This window comes from Saccharothrix sp. NRRL B-16348 (genome assembly GCF_001280085.1).
Lineage (GTDB): Bacteria > Actinomycetota > Actinomycetes > Mycobacteriales > Pseudonocardiaceae > Actinosynnema.
Map to the genome: position 1 here is coordinate 1 of NZ_LGED01000271.1, position 21,981 is coordinate 21,981.

At 72.2% G+C, this 21,981-nt stretch carries 21 protein-coding genes; 13 read left to right on the forward strand and 8 right to left on the reverse strand.

What is annotated here, in order from left to right; translation table 11 throughout:
- Window positions 1–301: hypothetical protein (locus ADK67_RS46885; protein ID WP_442974263.1), on the forward strand; the 301-nt coding region annotated here is incomplete at its 5' end.
- 74 nt (window positions 302–375) lie between these two features.
- Here ADK67_RS46885 and ADK67_RS46890 read toward each other — a convergent pair.
- Window positions 376–1,044: a hypothetical protein gene (locus ADK67_RS46890; RefSeq protein WP_157621635.1), complete on the reverse strand. Its 669-nt coding sequence runs from the start codon at window positions 1,042–1,044 to the stop codon at window positions 376–378.
- Window positions 1,045–1,135: 91 nt separating this feature from the next.
- Complete coding sequence (locus ADK67_RS46895) at window positions 1,136–3,901, reverse strand: hypothetical protein (protein WP_053723121.1); 2,766 nt, start codon at window positions 3,899–3,901, stop codon at window positions 1,136–1,138.
- Between the two features lie 330 nt (window positions 3,902–4,231).
- On the opposite strand from ADK67_RS46895, the gene ADK67_RS46900 reads away from it, so the two are divergent.
- From ADK67_RS46900 to vanX, 3 genes are read left to right on the forward strand one after another with little or no spacing between them, the layout of a single operon-like run.
- Window positions 4,232–5,188: a D-isomer specific 2-hydroxyacid dehydrogenase family protein gene (locus ADK67_RS46900; protein WP_442974264.1), complete on the forward strand. Its 957-nt coding sequence runs from the start codon at window positions 4,232–4,234 to the stop codon at window positions 5,186–5,188.
- A complete protein-coding gene (gene vanA / locus ADK67_RS46905; RefSeq protein ID WP_053723123.1) occupies window positions 5,185–6,216 on the forward strand; it encodes a D-alanine--(R)-lactate ligase in 1,032 nt (343 codons plus the stop codon). Before ADK67_RS46900 ends, vanA begins: the two co-directional genes overlap by 4 nt.
- Entirely contained in the window at window positions 6,213–6,821 is a 609-nt protein-coding gene (gene vanX, locus ADK67_RS46910; protein WP_053723124.1) for a D-Ala-D-Ala dipeptidase VanX, read from the forward strand. Before vanA ends, vanX begins: the two co-directional genes overlap by 4 nt.
- Here the strand turns inward: vanX and ADK67_RS46915 are convergent.
- Complete coding sequence (locus ADK67_RS46915; RefSeq protein ID WP_269436188.1) at window positions 6,797–7,894, reverse strand: sensor histidine kinase; 1,098 nt, start codon at window positions 7,892–7,894, stop codon at window positions 6,797–6,799. The genes vanX and ADK67_RS46915 overlap by 25 nt on opposite strands.
- A 10-nt stretch (window positions 7,895–7,904) precedes the next feature.
- Window positions 7,905–8,600, reverse strand: coding sequence for a response regulator transcription factor (locus ADK67_RS46920; protein WP_053723125.1), 696 nt, complete (start codon window positions 8,598–8,600; stop codon window positions 7,905–7,907).
- 170 nt (window positions 8,601–8,770) lie between these two features.
- Between ADK67_RS46920 and ADK67_RS46925 the strand changes: the two genes are divergently transcribed.
- Window positions 8,771–9,205, forward strand: a complete 435-nt coding sequence (locus ADK67_RS46925) for a M15 family metallopeptidase (RefSeq protein ID WP_053723126.1) — start codon at window positions 8,771–8,773, stop codon at window positions 9,203–9,205.
- Window positions 9,206–9,216: 11 nt separating this feature from the next.
- On the opposite strand, the gene ADK67_RS46930 is transcribed toward ADK67_RS46925, so the two are convergent.
- Window positions 9,217–9,657, reverse strand: a complete 441-nt coding sequence (locus ADK67_RS46930) for a hypothetical protein (RefSeq protein ID WP_053723127.1) — start codon at window positions 9,655–9,657, stop codon at window positions 9,217–9,219.
- 112 nt (window positions 9,658–9,769) lie between these two features.
- Here ADK67_RS46930 and ADK67_RS46935 point away from each other — a divergent pair, with 112 nt between their 5' ends.
- Entirely contained in the window at window positions 9,770–10,726 is a 957-nt protein-coding gene (locus ADK67_RS46935; protein WP_053723128.1) for a sensor histidine kinase, read from the forward strand.
- Window positions 10,727–10,730: 4 nt separating this feature from the next.
- Here ADK67_RS46935 and ADK67_RS46940 read toward each other — a convergent pair whose 3' ends face one another.
- From ADK67_RS46940 to ADK67_RS46950, 3 genes are read right to left on the reverse strand one after another with little or no spacing between them, the layout of a single operon-like run.
- Window positions 10,731–12,695: a hypothetical protein gene (locus tag ADK67_RS46940; protein ID WP_053723129.1), complete on the reverse strand. Its 1,965-nt coding sequence runs from the start codon at window positions 12,693–12,695 to the stop codon at window positions 10,731–10,733.
- The gene (locus tag ADK67_RS46945) at window positions 12,692–13,366 is read right to left on the reverse strand and encodes a response regulator transcription factor (RefSeq protein WP_082404881.1); all 675 of its coding nucleotides are present in this window, start codon (window positions 13,364–13,366) and stop codon (window positions 12,692–12,694) included. Before ADK67_RS46945 ends, ADK67_RS46940 begins: the two co-directional genes overlap by 4 nt.
- Window positions 13,357–13,896 (reverse strand): histidine kinase, encoded by a 540-nt coding sequence (locus tag ADK67_RS46950; protein ID WP_197289941.1) that lies wholly within the window; start codon window positions 13,894–13,896, stop codon window positions 13,357–13,359. The genes ADK67_RS46945 and ADK67_RS46950 overlap by 10 nt, the downstream gene beginning before the upstream one ends.
- A 171-nt stretch (window positions 13,897–14,067) precedes the next feature.
- On the opposite strand from ADK67_RS46950, the gene ADK67_RS46955 reads away from it, so the two are divergent.
- From ADK67_RS46955 to ADK67_RS46985, 7 genes are all read left to right on the forward strand, one after another.
- Window positions 14,068–15,984 carry an Hsp70 family protein gene (locus ADK67_RS46955; protein WP_157621636.1) on the forward strand — a complete coding sequence of 639 codons (1,917 nt, stop codon included), beginning with the start codon at window positions 14,068–14,070 and terminating at the stop codon, window positions 15,982–15,984.
- A 145-nt stretch (window positions 15,985–16,129) separates the two neighbouring features.
- On the forward strand, window positions 16,130–16,582 hold the full coding sequence (locus tag ADK67_RS46960; RefSeq protein ID WP_053723132.1) for a hypothetical protein: 453 nt from the start codon (window positions 16,130–16,132) through the stop codon (window positions 16,580–16,582).
- Window positions 16,583–16,596: 14 nt separating this feature from the next.
- Entirely contained in the window at window positions 16,597–18,222 is a 1,626-nt protein-coding gene (locus ADK67_RS46965) for a hypothetical protein (protein ID WP_053723133.1), read from the forward strand.
- Entirely contained in the window at window positions 18,219–18,989 is a 771-nt protein-coding gene (locus tag ADK67_RS46970) for an ESX secretion-associated protein EspG (RefSeq protein WP_053723134.1), read from the forward strand. Before ADK67_RS46965 ends, ADK67_RS46970 begins: the two co-directional genes overlap by 4 nt.
- Entirely contained in the window at window positions 18,986–19,522 is a 537-nt protein-coding gene (locus ADK67_RS46975; RefSeq protein WP_053723135.1) for a YbaB/EbfC family nucleoid-associated protein, read from the forward strand. Before ADK67_RS46970 ends, ADK67_RS46975 begins: the two co-directional genes overlap by 4 nt.
- Window positions 19,519–20,424 (forward strand): WXG100 family type VII secretion target, encoded by a 906-nt coding sequence (locus ADK67_RS46980; RefSeq protein ID WP_157621637.1) that lies wholly within the window; start codon window positions 19,519–19,521, stop codon window positions 20,422–20,424. Before ADK67_RS46975 ends, ADK67_RS46980 begins: the two co-directional genes overlap by 4 nt.
- Complete coding sequence (locus tag ADK67_RS46985) at window positions 20,403–21,977, forward strand: hypothetical protein (protein WP_053723137.1); 1,575 nt, start codon at window positions 20,403–20,405, stop codon at window positions 21,975–21,977. Before ADK67_RS46980 ends, ADK67_RS46985 begins: the two co-directional genes overlap by 22 nt.
- Window positions 21,978–21,981 lie beyond the last annotated feature (4 nt).

Consider the following 21,981-nt stretch of genomic DNA (forward strand, 5'->3'; position numbering starts at 1 on the left):
CTCCCGGGCCGGCGCGAAGGCCAAGGTGGACAACAACTACTTCAAGAACTCCCGCGACGTCCTCGGCACCTTCTACACCAACGAAGCCGGGTACTGGCACGTCAGCGGGAACATCTTCGACAACGTCACCTGGTCCGCCCCCGGCAGCGAGAACAACCCGGCCGGACCGGACGTCAAGTCGACCACCACGGTCAGCGTCCCCTACAGCTTCACGCTCGACCAGGCCACCTGCGTGCCGAGCATCGTGAGCCGCACGGCAGGCGCCAACACGGGCCTGAAGGAGTCCAACGGCGCCTGCTAGCCCGTTCCCCGGCGCCGTGTGACGTGGAGGTGGCGTTCATCCCGACGGATGAACGCCACCTCCACTGTGTCCGGTCAGCCCACGAGCTGATCGATCTTCGCGAGCTGCAACGCCGGCCACTTCCGGACCATGTCGCGCTCGTCCTGCTCGCTCACCTGGTCGCTGCCGTCCCACACGGTGGCGGCCACCACGACCGTGCCGACCCGGATCGCCATGGACGTGGCGCCGGCAGCCGGGAGCTTGAAGGACACGCTCGCGTCACCCAACCCGGGGTTGCTCTCCTCGACGTTCGGGATGCCCTCCTCCTCGACGCGGTCGCGGATGTCGGTGACCAACCCGTTCCAGCCGGCTTCCGCCGCGGTCTCGTCGTCGTAGGCGAGGACGTTGGACAGCACCCGGAAGAACACGTTCTCCGACAGTTCGAGCACGACCATGCCCACCCCGTGCACGTGCTCGCACGCCCAGCCGTCGCCTTCCTCACGCCACTTCCGGCACTGCTCCTCCAAGGCGGCGCCGGTCAGCACGGACCGCCCCTTGTCGTTGGAGGTCGGCACCGACAGGGCGCCGGTGAGCCCGTCGTGCGCGACGAACCCCGGCAGGTCGCGCTCGGTCGGCAGCGCCGCGTCGATGTCCGCGGCGTCGAGGGTCGGTGCGGGCCACACCAGGTAGGCGCCGAGACCGGCCAGCGCCAGCACCACGGCCACCGCACCGACCAGGACGCGGCGGCGCGTCATCCGGGACATGGCGGTCACCGTAGCCACCGGTGCCGGGACCGGTCCCGGCACCGGTGATCCGCATCAGCCACCTCCGACCCGCCCGCCGAGCACGAGACCGTCACGACCGGGGCGGTTCGGCCAGTTCGGGGTCGAGGCGGTAGGTCATGCCGCCGAGCACGAGACCGTCGGCGTCGAGCACGACCTGGAGGTCGCGGTCCCGGGTGTTGCCGACCTCCTCGGCGGTGAAGTCCTCGCCGGCGACCACGCGCAGCCGCAGGGTGCGCTTCTCGCCCGGCCGCAGGCGCAGGTCCGCGGCGTCGGGCAGGTCCAGGCGCCACCCCTTGCGCTCCAGCAGCACGGGCAGCCGGACGCGCACGTGCAGCGCGGCGGTCTCGGGGCGGCTGTTGCCCGCGACGAACACCGCGCCGTCGAGCGCGTTCACCAGCGACTCCCCGCCTCCGCCGCCGGGAACGATGACGATGTTGCGCTGGCCCACGTTGTTGTCGTGCGGCACCAGCCGCCACTCCTCGACGGTCTCGTTGCCGGTGAAGTGGTCGACGTTGCTGGGGTCGCCCTCGGCGGAGGCGATCAGCAGCGCGCAGTCGTGCCCGAAGACGTTCTCGTTGGGAACCCACTCGAACGGCCCGACGACGACCTCCTCGCTGTTGTCCGGTGCGATGCCGCCGATCGCGAGCCCGGCCGCCGGACCCATCGGCGTGAAGTCCACCGGCCAGGTCAGCCCGGCGCCGGGCAGGCAGTGGAAGCCCTTGACCACGACCTCGCCCGACGGGGCGGTGCCGCGGTTCTTCACCTTGGCGTACACGAAGTTCGTTACGCCCGGCACCGCGTTCTGGTGGCCGGGCAGGCCGTCTGGGCTGTTCCGGTTCCACACCGACTGGTTGTGCCAGTGCACGGCCTGGAACTGGTACTCGCCCGCCCGGCCGTCGTCGATGTGCACGTCGACCTCCGGCGCGGCGCCGTCGTAGCCGCCCTGCTTCTCGAACGCCCAGCGCGCGACCTTGTTGTACGCGCCGCCGAACAGGCCCTCGGACGTCCAGTTCTCCAGGTCGGCGTCCTGCAGCTCCTCGCACCACAGCTGCGCGCCACGCCCCGGCACGTGCGTCATGGTCACCGGGTCGATGTTGGTCGGGTTCGTCGCCGCGGTGAGGTTCCCGGTGGCGCGCAGGATGAGGTAGATGGTCGCGCGGGCGGCGAAGGCACGGCGGGCGGGGCTGGTGTGGTCGCCGCCCAGCGAGCGGTACAGCCGGAAGTGGCAGGTCGCCAGGATCTGCTCGGTCCGGTAGTCGCCCAGGTAGTTCACGTTCGCCGGGTCGTTCGGCCCGCCCCACGCCCACTCCGGGACGGCCCGGTCGAAGCGCCGCTCGGTGATGAACGGGCGGAACGGCGCGTAGCGGAAGCGCTCCGGGAGGGCGCGCAACGCGGACTCCGGGTCCTGCCGGATGGCGGCCAGGCCGTCGCCCGTGCTGTGCGCGAAGCCGAGCAGGCCGGTGCCGACGTGGTCGCCGAGCGAGCCGTGCCCGGCCATCTCGTGCCAGTGCACCCACGGGTCCACGGCGCGGCCGAGCGGCTGGGCGAGGTTCATCACGTCGCACAGGCCGTAGCACATGTGCCCGGTGCCGCCCGCGCCGTTGGGCCCCCAGTGGGCGTTGATCTGCTGGGCGCCGTTGTCGCCGAGGCCGCGGTGGTCGACCGGGACGGGGAAGTCGGTTCCGTCGAAGTAGGAGGAGGCGGGGAAGCCGAGGTCCTCGACGTACCGGAACAGCTCGGTCAGGTGGTAGTAGGCGTTGACCGCGGCGAAGTCGTCGGTGCGCGGCGCGAACGTGTCGAAGTCCTGGCCCGCGGGTCTGGTCGGCGGGGCGATGGCGGGGTTCTTGACGTTCTGCACGGCGACGTAGGTGCCGCTGAGGTGCTGGGTGTTGCCCACGGGCGCGTCGAGCGACTGGAGCACCTGCAGGGAGTCGTGGTCCTCCAGGACGGCGTCCGAGGCGGCGGAGGTGATGGCGAGGTCCCCGGTGGCGACGTTGGGGTCCTGCCGGAACACCAGGCCGCTCACGTCGCACGTCAGGCACTCCAGGTACAGCACCGAGCCGGTCTCCGGCTCCACCAGGGCCAGCCACACCAGGTCGCCGTGCCCGGGCAGGTCGTAGCGGAAGACCAGCTCGGCGACGAGGTGCGCGCGGCCCTCCCGGACGCCCTCGGCCACCGGGGGCAGGGGGAGTGTCGGCACGCCCTGCTGGTCGTCCGCGGTGGGCAGGCCCGCGAACCGCCGGTCGGCGACGTACTTGTAGACGACGAACCTGCCGCTCATCAGGCCCGCCTCGTCGTCCGCGCGGTCGCCTACGCCCAGCAGGGATCGCAGGAACGGCCCGGTGTCGTCCCCGGCGGGTGGCGCGGCGCCGCGGACGGGGGTGGCGGGGAACAGCCGCCGGTAGCGCTCGACCGCCTCCGGCGGTGGCAGTTCGCCCTCCAGGTCTTCCTCGGTGTTGTCGGTGACGGCCACGACCCGGTTCGGGTCGTGCGCGATCTTCACGGTCAGCCCGCGCCGCCACACCGGGATGTCGAACAAGGTCTGGCAGTAGCCCAGCACGGTGGCACCGGACCGCTGTCTCTCCTCCTCCAGCCGGTACTCCACGCCCTGCGCGACCGGCAGGAGGTTCTGCGCGGGGGTGTTGAGGTTGCGCAACCGTTCCCGGGAGATGGTCAGCACGTCGGCCACCTCGTCGAGGTACCGGCTCGCGGCCGGCTTGGGGTCCTCGTCGGCCACGAGCCGCCGTTGCCCGTCGTGCCGGATGTGGCGCACCCGGCCGTTGTCGTCGGTGGTGAGGTGTGCTTTCAGTGCCGCGTCGTAAACGGTTCTCGCCATCGCCGATCCGCCTTCCCTCGCTCGTGTCGAGTGCGATCCAGCGGACCACAGGCCGTCGCCTCCGGCAGCGGTTCGGCCGCGGTCCGCCCCCGCAGACGGCAAGCCTCGCCCGTTCGTGCGCCCGGCTCGCCCCGGCAGACCGCCCGGCTGCGGAGTGCCACGTGCTACCCGGCGGTAACATATCGCCGGCATATCGAAAACCGCATACGCGCCGGCAACACCGCGGTGTCTTGACTGTCCGGCATGACCGACAGCGAACCGGCACGGACGTCGGCCCGCCGCACCCGATCGCCGGTGTCCTTGTCCCCGTCGGCCGGCCCGACGACCGGGATCACGGTGTACGGCTGCGAGCCGGACGAGGCCGCCTTGTTCCGGGAGCTGGCGCCCCGCTTCGGCGTCGTGCCGACCATCACCGACGCGGCGGTGTCCGAAGCGAACGTCGAACTGGCCTCGGGGAACCGCTGCGTCAGCGTCGGCCACAAAAGCCGGATCACGAATGCCACCCTGCACGCGCTCAGCCGGGCCGGCGTGAAGTACATCTCCACGAGGAGCGTCGGCTACAACCACATCGACGTGGACCACGCGGCGAGCGTCGGCATCTCCGTCGAGAACGTCGCCTACTCGCCCCACAGCGTGGCCGACTACACGGTGATGCTGATGCTGATGGTGCTGCGGAACGCGAAATCCGTCATCAGGCGTGCGGAGGCCCACGACTACCGTTTGCACGACGTGCGCGGGAAGGAACTGCGCGACCTGACCGTCGGGGTGGTCGGCACCGGCCGCATCGGCGCCGCGGTCATCGACCGGCTGTGGGGTTTCGGCTGCCAGAAGCTGGCCCACGACATCCGCCCCCGGACGTCCGCCGACTACGTCCCCCTCGACGAACTGCTGCAGCAGAGCGACATCGTCACGCTCCACACGCCGTTGAACGCGGACACGCACCACCTGTTGAACCGGCGGCGCATCGAGCAGCTGAAGCCCGGCGCGTTCGTCGTCAACACCGGGCGGGGCGCGCTCCTCGACACCGAGGCCCTGGTGTCGGCGTTGGAGAGCGGCCGATTGGGCGGTGCGGCGCTGGACGTCCTCGAAGGCGAGGAAGGGATGTTCTACGCCGACTGCGGAAATCGGCCCGTTGCCGGCACGCAGCTGGCGCGGTTGCAAGCCCTGCCGAACGTGATCATCAGCCCGCACACGGCCTACTACACGGACCACGCCCTGAGCGACACCGTGGAGAACTCCATCGTCAACTGCCGCGACTTCGACCTTAGAAAGCAGCTGTGGATATGAAAATCGGAATTGTGTTCGGCGGTCGCTCCGAAGAGCACCCGGTCTCGGTCAAATCCGCCCGGGAGGTGGCGAAGCACCTCGACCCCGAGAAGTACGAGCCGTACTACATCGGGATCACGACGAGCGGCGCCTGGCTGCTCTGCGACGGGCCCGACGCGGAGTGGGAGAACGGCGGCCGGCCGGTCGTGCTGTCGCCGGACAGCGGCACGCGCGGCCTGCTCGTGCTGGAGGAGGACGGGCGGTACCGGACGATCGGCCTGGACGTGGTCCTGCCCGTGCTGCACGGCAAGCTCGGCGAGGACGGTGCGATGCAGGGTCTGCTGGAACTCTCCGGCATCCCCTACGCCGGCTGTGACGTCCAAAGTTCTGCCCTGTGCATGGACAAGTCCCTCGCCTACCTCGTGGCGCGCGGTGCGGGGATCGCGACGCCGAACTTCCGGACCGTCACGGCGGACGAGCAGGTCGACGCGGACCGGCTGACGTATCCCGTCTTCGTGAAGCCGGCCCGTTCGGGATCGTCCTTCGGGGTCGGCAAGGTGTCCCGGGCGGAAGACCTGCGGAGCGCGGTGGAGACCGCCAGGCGGTACGACTCGAAGGTGTTGATCGAGGAGGCGGTCGTCGGCAGCGAGATCGGCTGCGCCGTCCTGGGGAACGAGCCGGAGCTGGTCGCCGGCGAGGTGGACCGCATCGCGCTGTCCCACGGCTTCTTCCGGATCCACCAGGAGAGCGCGCCGGAGACCGGGTCCGAGAACTCGACCGCGATCGTGCCCGCCGACATCCCGGCCGAGTCGCGTTCGCTCGTCCAGGAGACCGCGAAGGCCGTGTACCGCGCCCTGGGGTGCCGCGGGCTGGCGCGCGTGGACATGTTCCTGAAGGAGGACGGCACGGTGGTCCTCAACGAGGTCAACACCCTGCCCGGCCTGACCTCGTACAGCCGGTACCCGAGGATGATGGCCGCCGCCGGGTTGCCGCTCGGCGAGGTGATCGACCGGGTCGTGTCGCTGGCGTTGACCGGGAAAGTCCGATGAGGGACGACTTCGTCTACCTGGACGAGCTCGTGCCCGGCCTGCGCTGGGACGCCAAGTACGCCACCTGGGACAACTTCACCGGCAAACCCGTGGACGGGTACGCGGTGAACCGAGTCGTCGGCACGCGGGCGTTGGGCGCGGCTTTGGAGAGCGCGCAGGACAAGGCCGTGACCCTCGGCTTCGGCCTGCTCGTCTGGGACGGTTATCGCCCGCAACGCGCCGTGGATTGTTTCCTGCGCTGGTCGCGGCAGCCCGAGGACGGTCGGACGAAGCAGCGGCACTACCCGAACATCGACCGCGCCGAGATGTTCGAGAAGGGGTACGTGGCCGCGAGGTCGGGGCACAGCCGGGGCAGCACGGTCGACTTGACGCTCTACCACCTGGCCACCGGTGAACTCGCGGCCATGGGCGGCGACCACGACTTGATGGATCCGATCTCCCACCACGGCGCACCGGGGATAACGCCGGTCGAAGCGGACAACCGCCGGCACCTGCGCTCGATCATGGAGTCGTGCGGGTTCAGCGCGTACGAATGCGAGTGGTGGCACTACACGCTGAACGGCGAACCCCATCCGGACCACTACTTCGACTTTCCCATCGAGTAGTCGAGCGGCAGCCGCACCGTGATGCGCAGCCCTCCCTCGGCCCGCGGGGTGAGGGTGAGGTGCCCGTCGTGGGCTTGGGCGATGCTCTTGACGATCGCCAGGCCGAGCCCGACACCGGCGTGGTCGGAGCGCACGCGTTGGGTGCCGCGCTGGAACGGTTCGGTGAACGTCGAGATCAGCTGAGGCGTGAGCTTCTCACCGGTGTTCTCGACGGTGAGCTCCGCGTTCCTGAGGCGAACGCCGGTCGTGACCCACACGGTGCCTCGGTCCGGCAGGTTGTGGACGATCGCGTTGTGGACCAGGTTCGTCGTCATCTGCAGCAGCAGCGTGTGTGAGCCGGTGGTGGGTGCCACGTCGCCGGAGGTCTCGATGGTGAGGCCGCGTTTCTCGGCGAGAGGGAGGAGTGTTTCCGCGGCTTCTTCCGCGACGAGGGACAGGTCGACGTGCTGCCGGGTGAAGGTCCGCTGGTTGGCGCGGCTGAGCAGGAGCAGCGCCTCGGTCAGGTCGATCGCCCGCGTGTTGACGAAGTGGAGGCGTTCGACGAGTTCGTCGGCGTCGCGGTCCGGATCGTTGCGCGCGACGTCGAGGAGCGTCTGCGTGATCGCCAGCGGGGTGCGCAGCTCGTGGGACGCGTTGGCGGCGAACCTCTGCTGCTCGGCGTCGTGCGCTTCGAGCCGCGCGAGCATCGTGTCGAAGGCGTCGGCGAGCTCGCGGAACTCGTCTTCGCGGCCCTCCAGCCCGATCCGGTGCGAGAGGGATCCGTCCGCGGCCCGGCGGGTGGCGTGGGTGATGCGGGTCAGGGGCGCGAGCATGCTGCCGGCGAGGAGCCACCCTCCCAGCAGGCCGAACACCAGCAGGAGCGCCATCACCAGGCCCGCCTTCGGGGCGAAGGCCTCCTCCAGGGCCGTGCGATCGGGCACCGACGGGCCCGGGCGGAACCGCCCCGGCGGCTCGGTGTGGATCTCCTCGGGGACGTAGCGCAGCAGGAACACCCAGACGACCGTGAGCAGCAGGCCGCCGGCGATCATGAGGAACCCGGCGTAGCTGAGGGTGAGCTTGAGGCGGACGCTCATCCCCGGCTGCCTATCCACGGCCCCGCCCCTCACGGCCGGCGTCGGGCGCCGTGTCGATGCGGTAGCCGACGCCGGGGACGGTGGCGATGACCCACGGTTCGCCGAGGCGTTTGCGCAGCGCCGACACCGTGATACGCACGGCGTTGGTGAACGGGTCGGCGTTCTCGTCCCATGCCCGTTCCAGCAGCTCCTCGGCGCTGACCACACCGCCTTCGGCGGCGACGAGGACTTCCAGCACGGCGAACTGCTTCCTGGTCAGCGCGACGTACCGGCCGTCCCGGTAGACCTCGCGGCGGAACGGGTCCAGCCGCAGGCCCGCGATCTCCCGCACGGGCGGCCGGCTGTGCGCACGCCTGCGGTCGAGCGCCCTGAGCCTGAGCACGAGCTCCTGGAGCTCGAACGGCTTGGTGAGGTAGTCGTCGGCGCCGAGCTCGAACCCGGACGCCTTGTCGTCGAGCCGGTCGGCGGCGGTGAGCATCAGGATCGGCATGCCGCTGCCGGACGCGACGATGCTCTCGGCGACCTCGTCACCGGAGGGGCCGGGGATGTCGCGGTCGAGGACGGCGATGTCGTAGGAGTTGATGCCCAACAGCTCCAGCGCGGTGTCGCCGTCACCGGCGATGTCGGCGGCGATCGCCTGCAGGCGCAGCCCATCGCGGATGGCCTCGGCCAGATAGGGCTCGTCCTCGACGACCAAAACGCGCATGCCCCGATGTTACGGGCGGGTGCATATCGTCGGCATATCGAAAAGTTCAAACGCCCCGGCAACACCGCGTCGCCTTCATTGGTGGCATGCGCCACAGCGAACCAACACGCACCGCGACCCGTCACGCCCGATTGCCGGCGTCCTCGGCGATCCGCCGCGCACATGGCGCTGTGCCCGACCCCGTGCCGGTCTTCGACGACGGGATTCCGGCCGTGGTCAACCTCGATCCCGCTCTGCTCGCTGCGCTGCGCCGTGCCGCGACCGATGCCGCGGCCGACGGCGTGGAGTTCTTCGTGAATGGCGGTTGGCGTTCACCGGAATACCAGGAACTGCTATTCAACGAGGCGGTCTCGAAGTACGGCTCGGAAATGGCGGCGGCCCGCTGGGTGGCCACTCCGGACACGTCCGCCCACGTGTCGGGGAATGCGGTCGACATCGGGCCGGCCGAGGCCAGGGCGTGGCTGTCCGAACACGGCGCCGGGTACGGGTTGTGCCAGATCTACCGAAACGAACCCTGGCACTACGAACTGCGCCCGGAAGCCGTCGACCACGGCTGCCCGCCCCTGTACGCCGACCCCTCGCACGACCCGAGGATGCGGCGGTGACCACGGACCGTTCAGCGGCGGCCGGTGGTGAGGACGACGAGGAACTGGCCGCCGCCCGCCTCGACGGCGGCGGTCACCGGCAGCCCCGGCACCAGTCGGGAGAAGCGGTCCACCAGCCAGTCCGCCGCTTCCTGCGCGTCCTGCTCGGTCGGACAGCGGGCCACCATCTCGCGGCCACCCTTGCGTTCGAGCCTGCCGGCGACGGTGATCAGCGGCGCGGGTTCGGCCACGTGCAGGCGGTCCGGCCAGGCGATGACCACCTTGACCGCGCCCTTGCGGGTGTTGCACCCCCGGTGCGCGAGCCGCTCGGCGACCTTGGCCTTCCGGTCGGCCGTCCGGCTGTCGACGCTGGGCCCCCGCGGGTCGTTCACCGACATGCCGGGGTCGACCGGTTCGTCGCACACCCAGCACCGCCAGCCGTCACGCTCGGCCACGTCATCGAGGAGGCTCATCCGAGCAAACTAGCCTGCCCGGGCGCACCCCGGTGGTGCCGGGCTCGGCCGCGACCCGGCAGGGACGGCGGGCACCACCGACCGCCGACCCGCGACTGGGTAACGTCGAAGCGTGCGCAACCGGGAACGGCGCATCGCCGAGGCGATCACGGCCTACCTGGCGCGGGACGGTCACGACCCGGATCCGCGCGCGCTCGCCCGCGTGATCGGTGAGGCGGCGGGCGCGACCGGCTGCGCGATCGTCATCGGAGAACGCCGGCACCAGTGGGGCGACGGCGACGGGCCGTGGCGGGAACACCACATCGGCTACGGCGGTGTCGTGCCGGGCGTCCTGGCCGTCACCCCGGAGTCGGTCGGCCCGCTGTCCGCCGTCGCCGCCGTGCTCGGCGCGCCGGTCGAGGCCATCCGGCTCGCCGAGGAGACCGACCGGCTCCGCCGTGACGGCGACGCCGCGGCGCGGGTGCTGGTCGACGACCGGTGGCGGGCGGCGGCGGAGATGGAGCAGGAGCGCCGCGGCCTGGAACGGGACCTGCACGACGGCGCGCAGCACCACCTGGTCTCCCTGCGCATGTCGCTGGCGCTCGTAGAGCACGCGATCAGCAAGGGTGCCGGCCGGGACCGCGTCGCGGACCTGGTGGCACGGCTGGACGAAGCCGAACGCGTGCTGGTCGACACCGCCACCGGGATCCTCCCCGGTGCGCTGGTGGCCGACGGTGTCGCGGCGGCGTTGCGCACCGAGCTGGCCCGGCACGACACCGTCACGCTCGACAGCGCGGGCCTGCGCCGCCGTTATCCGGCGCCGGTCGAGTCGGCGGTCTACTTCGTCGTCCTGGAAGCGGTGAACAACGCGCGCAAGCACGCCGAGGGCGCGCGGGTCACGGTCACCGTGCGGGACGGCTACCGGGGCTTGGAGTTCACCGTCGCCGACGACGGGCCGGGATTCGCCGTGGCGGCGCCGAACGCGGTCCTGCCCAACCTCGCCGCGCGGGCCGCGTCGGTCGGCGGCGTTGTCGAGGTCCGCTCCGCGCCGGGTGCGGGCACCACGGTCAGCGGCCTCGTCCCCTTCTGAGGGTTCACGGGGCGAGCAGGCCTTCCGCGGTGCGCACGAGGACCTCGCACGCGGCGCGGTCGCGGCCGCCGGTCGCGGGGTGCTCGGCGTGCGCACGCCAGCGGGCCACCTCGGCGCGGGCCGTGGACGTGATCTCGGCGGTGGCCGCGTTCTCGGGCAGACCGAGCCTGCTGCGCGGGTCGACGCCGTCCGCGCCGAGCAGGCGGGCCGCGGAGGAGGCGACGCCACGCAGTAGGGCGCTGCGGTCGAGGTCGTCCAGCAGGTCCAGTTCGGCGAACTCGTGCGCGTCGACGCCCACCCGTTCGACCGCCCAGCGCAGCGGGTGATCGCCGGGCAGTGCGCGGACCAGCCCGGCCATCGCCCGGACCGCCCGGCGTGCGGCGATGACCGGACCCCGTGCGGCCAGTGCCGAGGCCAGCGCCACCGACGAGCCCGCCTCGGCCAGCGCCACCCGGTGCCGCCCGGCCCTCAGTGCTTCGCGGAACTCCCGCGTCGGCGCGGACTGGCACAGCACGGCGTCGACGCCACCGCGGGGACCGTCGTCGGCGAGGAACTCCTCGGCCAGGGCGCGGTCCGCGGGCGCGTCGACCATCAACACGGAGACGCCCAGCTCGGCGGGACTCTGTGTGGCGGGATCCTGCTTGGCGGCACCCAGCTCGGCGGAACTCTGCGCGGCGGCACTCAGCTCGGCGGCACTCAGCTCGGCGGGACCTTGCCCGCCGGTACCTTGCGCGGCGGCACTCAGCTCGGCTCGACTCTGTGCGGCGGCACCTTGCGTGACGGCACCCCGCCCGACGACGCCCGGGTCCGCGCCGACGACGGCGAGCCGGGGAGGCATGGCCAACCGCTCCGCGACGGCGTCCCAGCCCGCCCGCTCCGGCAGCCCGTCGGTGGCCGCCTGCCCCTGGCGCACCAGGTCGCGCACCTGCCGGTAGATGGCGCTGCGCTCCGCGCCCGCCGGGTCGACCCTGGTCACCGCGGCCGGCTCGATCCGCTCCGCGAGCCGCACGGTGACCACCGCGGTCCCGTCGGCGACCCCGCAGGTCATCTCGCCGCCGAGGACCGCGACCCGTTCGATGTCGTGGCTCAACGCGGTGCGCAGCTCCTCGGTGGTCAGCGGACCGGTGGCGGTGACGCGGGCCCGCAGCGCGTCGTCCCGGCCGAAGGCCACCGACACCGCGTGTTCCTTGCCCGCCAACAGGTTCAGCACGGACGCGACCGCGTGGTAGAAGCCGGACTCCAGTTGCCAGCCCACCCGCGGCCCGAGATCGCCGGTGAAGCTCACCGGGCACGGCAGGGTCGCGGCCAGCTCCTCCAGCGCCGCGCGCGCACCCCGGTCGGGCAGCATCGCCGGGAACACCCCGCGCACCACGACCCGGAAGTCGTCGATCAGGTCTTCGAGCGCCTCCTGGGCCGCCTGCAGCCCGGCGTCCTCTTCAGCGACCGCGCGCAGCAACGTCCGCACCACGGCGAGGTCGCGCAGGGTCGTCGTGGTGATCGCACCGACCAGCCGGTGCCGTTCGAGGTCGCGGACCCGCGCGAGCCGCGTGCGGACGGCGCCCGACTCGGCGCGCAGCCGGCGCGCCCGCAGGTCCGCGGCGTCGCGGTCGGCCCGCAGCCGCTCCAGCCGAACGGCCGTGCCGAGCCAGCCCGCGGTGTCGCGGAGCATCGCGCGCGCCCCGTCGTCCCACCGGCTCGGCGCGACGACGAACAGCGATCCGCCACCGTCGACCTGCGCGACACCGACGGCGTCGACGACGCCGGCCACGTGGGGCGGCCACGACTCGACCACGGCGTGGGTGCGCCCGGCGGGCACCGCGTAGGCGACCTCACCGCCGACACCTTCGGCGAGGTTGCGGACGAGCGCGGCGGTCAACCGCTCGGGCGGCTCGGCGGCGGCCACCTCGTACGGCGGCCGGTAACCGGACCTGAGCCTGCGCAGCCCCGGGACCAGCGCCCGCCCGCTCACGGTGCCGAGCCGCCGATGCGCCCTGTCTGCAGGTAGGCCAGCACCGCGAGCACGCGGCGGTGGTGCACGGTCGCGTCACCGGGCAGGCCGAGCTTGGTGAAGATCGCCGCGATGTTCTTCTCCACGGCCTTGGTCGAGATGAACAGCTCGCCCGCGATCGCGTTGTTCGCGCGGCCCTCCGCCATCAGCCGCAACACGTCCAGCTCCCGTTCGCTCAGCGCGGCGATCGGGGTGTCGGCGTGCCGGGCGCCGCCCTGGACCAGCCGCCGGGCCAGGGCCGGCTCGATGACGATCTCCCCGGCGGCGATCCGGCTCAGCGTGTCGTCGAGGACCTGCACGCCGGCGACGCGTTCCTTGAGCCGGTAGCCGATCCGCTCCGAGCCGATCTCCAGCACGCGCATCAGGTAGTGCGTCTCGGCGTAGTGCGACAGCAGGAGCAAGCCGATCTCGGGGCGCAGGGCGCGCACGCGTTCCGCGGTGACCAGCCCGCCTTCCGGGCCGGGCGGCATCCGGATGTCCAGGACGGCGACGTCGACCGGATCGGTGGCGATGGCGGCGACCAGCGCGTCGCCGTCCACGAACGAGCCCGCGACCTCGTGCCCGGCCGCCTCCAGCAGCAGCGCCAGGCCTTCCCGGAACAGCGCGCCGTCCTCGGCGATCGCTACCCGCACCGCAGCACCGCCCGGTGTTCGCGTCGCAGCGAGCTGCCCGGCTGCTGGTCGGTGATGCTCACCCGGATGATCCGCCGTCCCCGTACGCGCACCCGCACCACGCTACCGGGGCGCAACGTGGCGAAGTAGTCGGCGACCAGCAGACCGGCGCGCGACCCGGTCTCCGCGTCGAGTGCGCCGCGCGGCAGGTCGAGCAGCAGCCACAGCCCGCGGCGTTCGGCGACGGCCTGCAGACCGGGCCCGAGACCGGCGGAGGCCAGCACGGGCGGGTAGATCTCCGACCCGACCTGGCGCAGGTGGTCCACGACGTGCTGGACCCGGCGTTGCGCGGCCGCGAGCTTCGCCTCCACCTCCGCGTCGCGGACCAGGGCCGAGATCATGCCCAGCTCCAGCGCCAGCGTGGAGATCTCGGACACCGCGCCGTCGTGCAGGGTGCGCTCGATGCCGTGGCGCCGTCGCTCGGCGGCACGGTCGGGTGGCCGGAGCGACCCCGGCAGGAGGGCGCCGGTCCGGCGGAGCCAGTGGACCACGCAGTGCACTCGACCAGGCTCGTCGCAGGGCGATCACGGCGGCAAGGGTGCTGCCCCTTCGGGCAGGTAGGGGTATCCCCACTACCCTTCTGGGTCGATGTGTGATCGGTCCGCTCCGGCCTGTGATTGACTCGCGCGATGGGCGGGCAGGACCATGAACACGGGGGCGTCGTGCGATACGCCGCGGGGATCGACCTCGGCACCACGTTCACGTCGGCCGCGGTCGCCGACGCGGCGGGGACACGGGTGGTGCCGCTGTCGCCGGAGGTCGTCGTGCCGTCGCTGGCCTACGGCGCGCCGGACGGCACGCTGCTGACCGGCGAGGCCGCCGAGGACGCCCCGGCGGATCCCGGCCGGCTGGGTCGCGGGTTCAAGCGCAGGCTCGGCGACCCGACACCGCTGCTGCTCGGTGGCCGCGCCTACACCCCGACCGCGCTGATGGCCGCGCAGCTGCGCGCCGTGCTCGACCAGGTGACCGACGCGATGGGCGGACCGCCCGCGTCGATCGTGCTGACCTGCCCGGCGATCTGGGGCCCCTACCGGCGGGAGCAGTTCGCCGAGGTGCCCAGGCTGGCCGACGTCGCGGACTTCCGGCTGATCACCGAGCCGGAAGCGGCGGCCACGCACTACAGCCGCGAACGCACGCTCGGCGACGGCGAGGTGGTCGCGGTGTACGACCTCGGCGGCGGCACGCTCGACACCACCGTGCTGCGGGTGCGACCGGGTGGCATGGACATCCTGGGCACGCCGGAGGGCATGGAGCACCTCGGCGGCATGGACCTCGACGACGCGCTGTTCGCCCACCTCGACGAGCGGCTGGACGGCGCGATCACCCGGCTGGACCCGGCCGACCCGGCCGAATCCGAGGCGGTGGCCCGGATCCGCGCGCTGTGCGTGCACGCCAAGGTCGAGCTGTCCACCGAGCCGGACGTGACGGTGACCGTGCCGCTGCCGTCCGGACCGCGCGAGCTGACGATCACCCGGCCGGAGTTCGACGCGGTGATCCGGCCGTCGCTGGAGCTGACCGTCGGCGCGCTGGAACGCACGGTCGCGTCGGCGGGGTTACGCGGTGACGAGCTGTCCGCGGTGCTGCTCGCGGGCGGTTCGTCACGGGTTCCGCTGGTGCGGCAACTGGTGTCCGAGGCGTTCGGGAAGCCGGTGCGGGCGGCCCACCACCCGAAGTTCACCGTGGCGCTCGGCGCCGCCGCCCTCGCGGCACGCGCGTTGGCCGACCCGGAGCCGGCCCACTCCGCCACGACGCCGCCGCCCACCGGGCCGCAACCTGTCGGGCCGCAACCTCCCGGGCCGAGGCGAGGCCGACTGCGGGCGTTGGCGGCCGGCGCGGTGCTCGTCGTGGCCGCCGGTCTGGTCGTTGTCCTGGCCGCGCACACGGTGTCCAAGACGATCGCCACGACCACCACCGTGACCACGACCACCAAGGCGTCGTCCGAGCCCGGGCCCGCGCCCACCACCTCCACCCCGTCGTCCACGAAGGAAGCCCCACCCTCTTCGAAGTCGGCGCCGTCCTCCGTCCGCTCGGAGACCACACGTCCGTCCGTCACCAAGACGGCGCAGGGCCAGCCACCTCCCCGGGAGATCAAGCTCCGGAGCGAGGTGACCAACATGTGCGTGGGGATCCGCGGCGCGAACGCCGGCACACCGACGAACAACGACCTCACGCAGTCCAGGTGCGACGAACACCCGGACGCCAACCAGAAGTGGTTCTACACCGTGCCCCACCCCAAGGCGGGACCGAACGGCAGCGACCTGCTGATGTTCTCCCACATCGGGGACGCGAACGACACCGCCCGGTACTGCTTCGACCTGCCCGCTTTCGCCAGTCAACCGGCCGGGACCAAGGTCGTCGTCTCGACCTGCAACGGAAACCTCGACGACAACCAGCAGTGGTGGGTGGATCGCGACGCCGCGAGCGGGACCGTCCGGATCCGCAACCACGCGAGCGGCGGTCGTTGCCTGGCGCTGGAGCGCGACGAGGCCTGGCCGGAGGGCGCACCCGTGACGATCGAGGAGTGCACCGACAACACCGCCCGCTGGTTCATGGTGGAGACCGGTGCCGCGGGTCGCTGACCGCCCGCTCCGCCGTGCCGTAGGGATATCCCTACCCGCGAACGCGGGATAACTCCCCGACGTCGAGGGACAGCCCCAGCGACTTCCCCGCCCGTGAACGGGACGCTGTGCCTACCAAGGCAAGGCGAACAGGGGAGTCCAGGCGATGGTCAGCACCGACGAGGCGGTGATGGTCGGCAGGAAGATCGCCGCGGTTGCCGCGATCCGCGACAACGTCGTGGCGGGCAGGTTGACGCTCGACCCGGAAGTGGGCGACAAGGTCCTGTCGATGTTGCGCGACCAGATGGACCGGGTGGACGCCTGGTTGCGCGGTGCACAGCGGCTCGCCCGTCGCGCGCCGCTGGGTCGCAACCCGGTCGGGCAGGCGATGGCGGCCAAGTTCGAGCACCGGGCGGGCGCCGACGACGGCAGCCTGTCGTTGGCGGGCGTGCTGACGCCGTACCGCCTGGTGCTGGGGGAAGCCCACGCCGCGGTCGACGAGGCCATGAAGTTGTACCGGCGGACCGAAGAGGACCAGGCCGACGGCTTCCGGCGGTTGGCCGACGGGCACGGCCCGTACCTCAGGGTCACGCCCCGGCACACCAGCCCCGACCAGTGAGAATGGACAAGCGAATGGCACCGCAGAACGTGCCCTCCGAGGACACGATCGCCGTGGTCAGTCCCTACCTCGACGTGGCGTTGCCGGAGGCGTGGAACTGGGCCGCGTACGACCACCGCACGCTGTACGAGTCGGTGCACGTCGACAACGACCCCGGACAGGCCGGCGCGCTCGCACAGGAGTGGCTGGAGTTCGGCGAGGAGATGGTCGACTCCGCCCAGTTGATGCGGGACTGCCTCGTCGCCGGCGAGGAGGGCTGGCAGGGGGAGTCGGCCGAGTCGGCCCGCGGCGCGATCCGCGAGCTCGCCGACTGGAGCGAGGTCGCCGCGCTGACCGCCGCCGACCTCGGTCAACGGGTGGGCGAACAGGCCCGGATCATGGCCGAGGCCAGGGCCGCCATGCCGGAACCGGTCGACTTCGACTGGCACGCCACGCTCACCGACGGCTTCGCGACCGGCGGCATGGCGGGTTTCGCGGCGGCGCTCGTGGACGTGAAGAACAAGAGCGATCAGGCGACGTCGGCCCACCACCACGCGGTCCTCGTGATGGCCCGCATGGAGGAGCAGTCCCGCGCGGTGGACACCGCCTCCCCGTGGTTCAGCCCGCCGCCGGACCCGGTCACCGGCAGCACCACCACGCTCTGGAAGCACAGCAGTCCGGCGGACGGCGAGTTGTCGACCACGTCGGAGCCCCTTGTCCGCACGACGGTGGGAACTCCCGCCGGGGAGGTCACCGTCGACGTGCCGAACTCGGGCGGGTACGGGGGGAGCGGAGGGCTGTCCGACCCGGACGCCGTTCAGCCGGCGGGGACGACGTCGCCGACGGCACTGCCGGCGCTGGGCGCACCGGCGGCGCAGTGGGGACCGCCGGGACTGCCGTCGGCACCGCTGGGACAGCTGGGACTGCCGGCGGCATCGCCGGGACAGGTCGTGGCGCTCCCGTTCTCCGCGCCGAGTCCCGGGATGCCGGACCTGGACGTCCACAAGCCCGGTGGTCCGGCGGCGCAGGGAGTGCTCGCCACGTCCTCGTTCACCGCGCCGAGTCCCGGGGTCCCGGGCGGTCCGTCCACTGTGGATCAGCACCGGCCCGGTTGGACGGCGCCGCAGAGTTCGGCGGGAGGGCCGGGCTTCGGCGCGGGAGATCCCGGTGGGTCCGCGGGCAGGCTGCCGAACCGGGATGGGCACGGGCCGGGCGGGACGTCGCCGTGGACTTCGAGGGGTACGGCGAACGTTCCGGCACCCGATACCGCGATGCCGCGGAACGGCGGCGGTGGTGGCGGGGAAGGCGGCCGGGGCGGGGCGGGACCGCGGGGTTCGATCAACGTGCCCGCGGACGGCGACCCGCGCAACCGGATGGCCTACACCCCACCCAACAGCGGCCCCAGTGGGACCGGGCCGGCGCTCCCGAGGCCCGGCGGTCCCGGTATGCCTGGTGGTCCCGGTGTGCCCGGCACGGCCGGGATGGCGGGAGGCGGGATGCCGGGCGGTGCCGGCGGCGGCCAGGGTGCCGAGGACGAGGAGCGCAAGGCCAAGTACGTCGGTGGTGAGCGGTTCTTCGAGGTGTCCGACGCCGACCTGGCTCCGTCGGTGATCGGCGGCCGGGCGCCCGGCGAGCAGCAGGGTCAAGGGGGCCGGTCGTGATCGCACCGGACTTCGTGCTGTCGGCCCGTGAGTTCGACATCGTCTGGGACGGTCTCGACCTCGGCCCCAAGCCCTACCCGCTGGACGTGCCCAGCGTCGGCCGGACCGCCGCGGAACGCGCCGAGGCCGCCGAGGAGGTGTACCGGGACCTCGCCGAACGCGGCCTGGTGACCGGCCGGGGGTTGGACGAGCGGTTGGCCGGGCAGTTGCGGCTGCTGGCCCGGCCCGACGTCTCCGTCGACGCGGTGGGCCACATCGGCGTCCCGCTGCGGGCGGTGGCGGCCCGCGACGGGCACGGCGGCGTGCTGGCGGCGTTCGGCGAGGACGAGCTGTGGCTGGTCGGGATCCGCCCGACCGCGCTCGCCGGCTCGATCGTCGCGGTGCTGCCGGAGAACCAGGCCGGCCCGGGCCGTGCGATGTCGGTGCCGTACCAGGCGATGGCCGCCGCGGTGAAACCGACGACGGACGACGACCCGTTCACGTTCGCGTCCACCGACGACGACCACGAGCGGATCACGATGGTCAGAGCCGGACTGTCCACTCGGGACGCGGCGGAGCTGGCCGAACTGGCGGACCACCGCCATGCCGGCGGCCAGTTCGGGGTTTCCCGGCGTCAGCGGCGATCGCCGGTCGTGGTCACCTGGTTCGACACCCCGAGAGGCCGCTACCTCGGGGTGCGGGACGGGGACTGGGTGAGCTTCGCGCCCGCCGACAACGACCGCCTCACCGCACGCATCGACCTGACACTCAACGAGGTGACGCCATGACGACATCGCACAGCAGCCCGCCGGTCGGTTCGGCCGCGTGGCTGGAGGACGTGCAGCACCGGAGCGCACAGCTCAAGGAGGACATCGACAACGCGGTGGTCACGCTCAGCTCGCGGGACGACGCGGTCACCGTCACGGTCGGCCCGAACGGCGCCCTGCACAACCTCAGCCTCGGCCACCGCGCCGCCGCCATCAGCCACACCCAGCTCACCACGCTGATCATGAGCACCGTCCGCGACGCGCAGCGCCAGGTGGCGGCACGGGTGTCGGAGGCGTTCATCCCGTTCGGCGACCCGGCGCTGACCGAGCAGACCAAGAACCTCATCACCTACCTGCCGCCGGAGGACGTCCCGGACGCCGCCGCGACCGGCGAAGGACCGAAGGACCGGTTCGTCCCGGAGGAACTGGTCGAGCAGGGGCCCCGGCAACCCGCACCCGCGCCGCACGCCCCGCCGCTCCCGATGCCCGCGGCCAGGGCGCCCCGACGCCGCCCGGCCGAGGACGACACCGTTGACGAGATGGAGCCATGGTGACGACGTTCGACACGAAGCCGCCCACGACCGCGCCGGAAACGTCCGGTGGCTCGGGTGGCACCGGTGGGCCGGAAGGCCAGTTCGCCATCGAGATCGAGCACCAGGTCAACGTCCTGGCCAACGAGGCCAAGCAGGAAGGTGTGCCGATCGTCGGCCACGTCCTGGAAGGCATGGACAACGTCGGTGACGGCGGCGGCCCGCCCGCTGATCCGTTCGTCCAGTTCTTCTCGTCCGGGTTCGGCTGGATGATCGACAAGGTCGGCTTCCTCCGCGACGCCATCGACGAGTTGGACGGTGACGCGGCCGCCGCGCAGACCGTGGTGGACTCGATGAAGGAGGCTTCCGAGGGCCTGTCCTTCCTGGCGCGAGGGCACCAGGCAGACATCACGTCCCTCCAGGACTGGGAGGGTGACGCCGGGGAGGCGTTCCGCGCCAGCATGAAACAGCTCCACGAGGAGCTGCTGGGCCTCATGCACGTCGTGCGGGGGCTGGGCACGTTGACCGCCGTGACCATCTCCATGGTGATCACCCTGCGGAAGATCGTCCGTGAGCTGGTCGCCTCCGCGCTGGGCGCCATCGTCATCATTATGGGCGCCGCGATGGCGGCGGCGGTCTGGACGTTCGGCGCCTCGATCGCGATCGGACTCGCCGCGTCGATCGCCGCCGCCGCGGTCACCGCGGTGGAATCCGCCCGCCGCATCACGATGCTGCAGGACGCGCTCGGTCGGCAGACCGAGCGGATGGGCACCCTGGAGACCATCGGCGAGGAGATCGCCGACGCGCTCAAGCGGTTCGAGAAGGCCGCCGGGCTCGGACAGGACACCTCGGGGCGCCTCGGTGCCGTGACTCCGGACAACGAGAAGGGCTTGGAGGGCAAGGCATGGGCGCCGGTTTCAGCGTAACGGGCGAAGAGATCAACGACTTCGGCAATCGGCTTTCCGGGTCGTCCGACGTGGTGAGCACGGCGGCGGCCACGTTGGGCGTGATCGAGGTCCCGCCGGACCTGTTCGGCCCGGCCGCCCGCAAGCAGGGTTTCACCGACGCGATGGCGCAGACCACCCAGCGGATCACCGAGCTGCTGGAGCGTGCCGCCGAAGCCGTGGAGAACGCCGCCGTGGGCACCAAGGCCACCGCTGAGGAGTACGCCGCGGTGGAGGAGCAGAACGCCCAGGGCTTCGGCAGCATCGAGGGCGGCGAGCTGCCGCACCCGTTGCCCGGCGGTGAGGGCGGGTACCCGGTGGATCCGATGATGGCCGGCGGTTCCGGGGATCCGATGTTCGGCGGTGAGGGCGGGTACCCGGTCGATCCCATGATGGCCGGCGGTCCGGGCGACCCGATGTCCGGCGGTGGGTATCCCGTGGATCCGATGATGGCCGGTGGCCCGGGCGACCCGATGTTCAGCGGTGCTGGCGGGTATCCCGGGGATCCCATGATGGCCGGTGGTGGCATGCCGTCGCCGGACGGCACGACCGGTGGTTCCGGCGCTCCGCCCAGGGGCACCTTCGTGCCGCCCGAGGTGCCCGACCCGTCAACGATGATGCCGCCGTCCATGTCCGGTGACACGGGGATGTCTTCCGCGCCGTCGCCGTCGTCGTTCGTGCCGCCACCGGTGCCGCCGTTGCCGTCGATGCCCGGTGGTACCTCGCCGTCTTCTGCACCGTCGTCGTTCGTGCCGCCGTCGATGCCGCCGTTGCCGCCGATGCCGGGTGGCACGTCGCCGTCTTCCGCTCCGTCGTCGTTCGTGCCGCCGTCGATGCCGCCGCTGCCCTCGATGCCCGACAGCACGAGGCCGGCGTCCGCTCCGGCATCGTTCACGCCGCCCTCGTTCACGCCGCCGTCCATGTCCGGCCGCACGGTGCCGGCGTCCGCTCCGGCGTCGTTCACGCCCCCGTTCACGCCGCCACGACCGCACCTGCCCGTCACCCAGATCCCCGGAGCCCAGTTCCCCGGCGACACCAGGGCCGCGAACGTCCGCAATCGGCTCGAAACCGACCTGAGCACCACTCGTCCCGCGACCGACCGTGCCCTGCACAAACTGCTGCCGGTCAACCCGCCCGACCTGTTCACCCGCAGTAGTGGCGGTGGCGGTGGTGGCGTCGGCGGTGGTGGGTTCGGCGGCGGCGGTTCGTCACCGAGCCCCGGTCCCGGCAACGGCCCCCTGCCGCCCGGTGCGCTGTCCACCTACAGCAGCGTGAGCCCACCGCCCGGTGCCGTGTCCGCGCCCACCGGAGGGGGACCGCAGCTCGGCATGCCCGGTGGTCACGGCGGCACACCCCCGGCAGGCGCGCCCTTGGGCGGCGGCACGGGTCCCGGCGCCGGCCAGGGCGGCGACCAAGAGCGCAAGACGGCCTCGTACATCAAGGGCGAGGACCTGTTCGCCATGACCGACGTGAACCCGCCGCCCCCGGTGATCGGTGACACGCCGCCCGCGACCACTCCTCCGCCCGCCAACTAGCAAC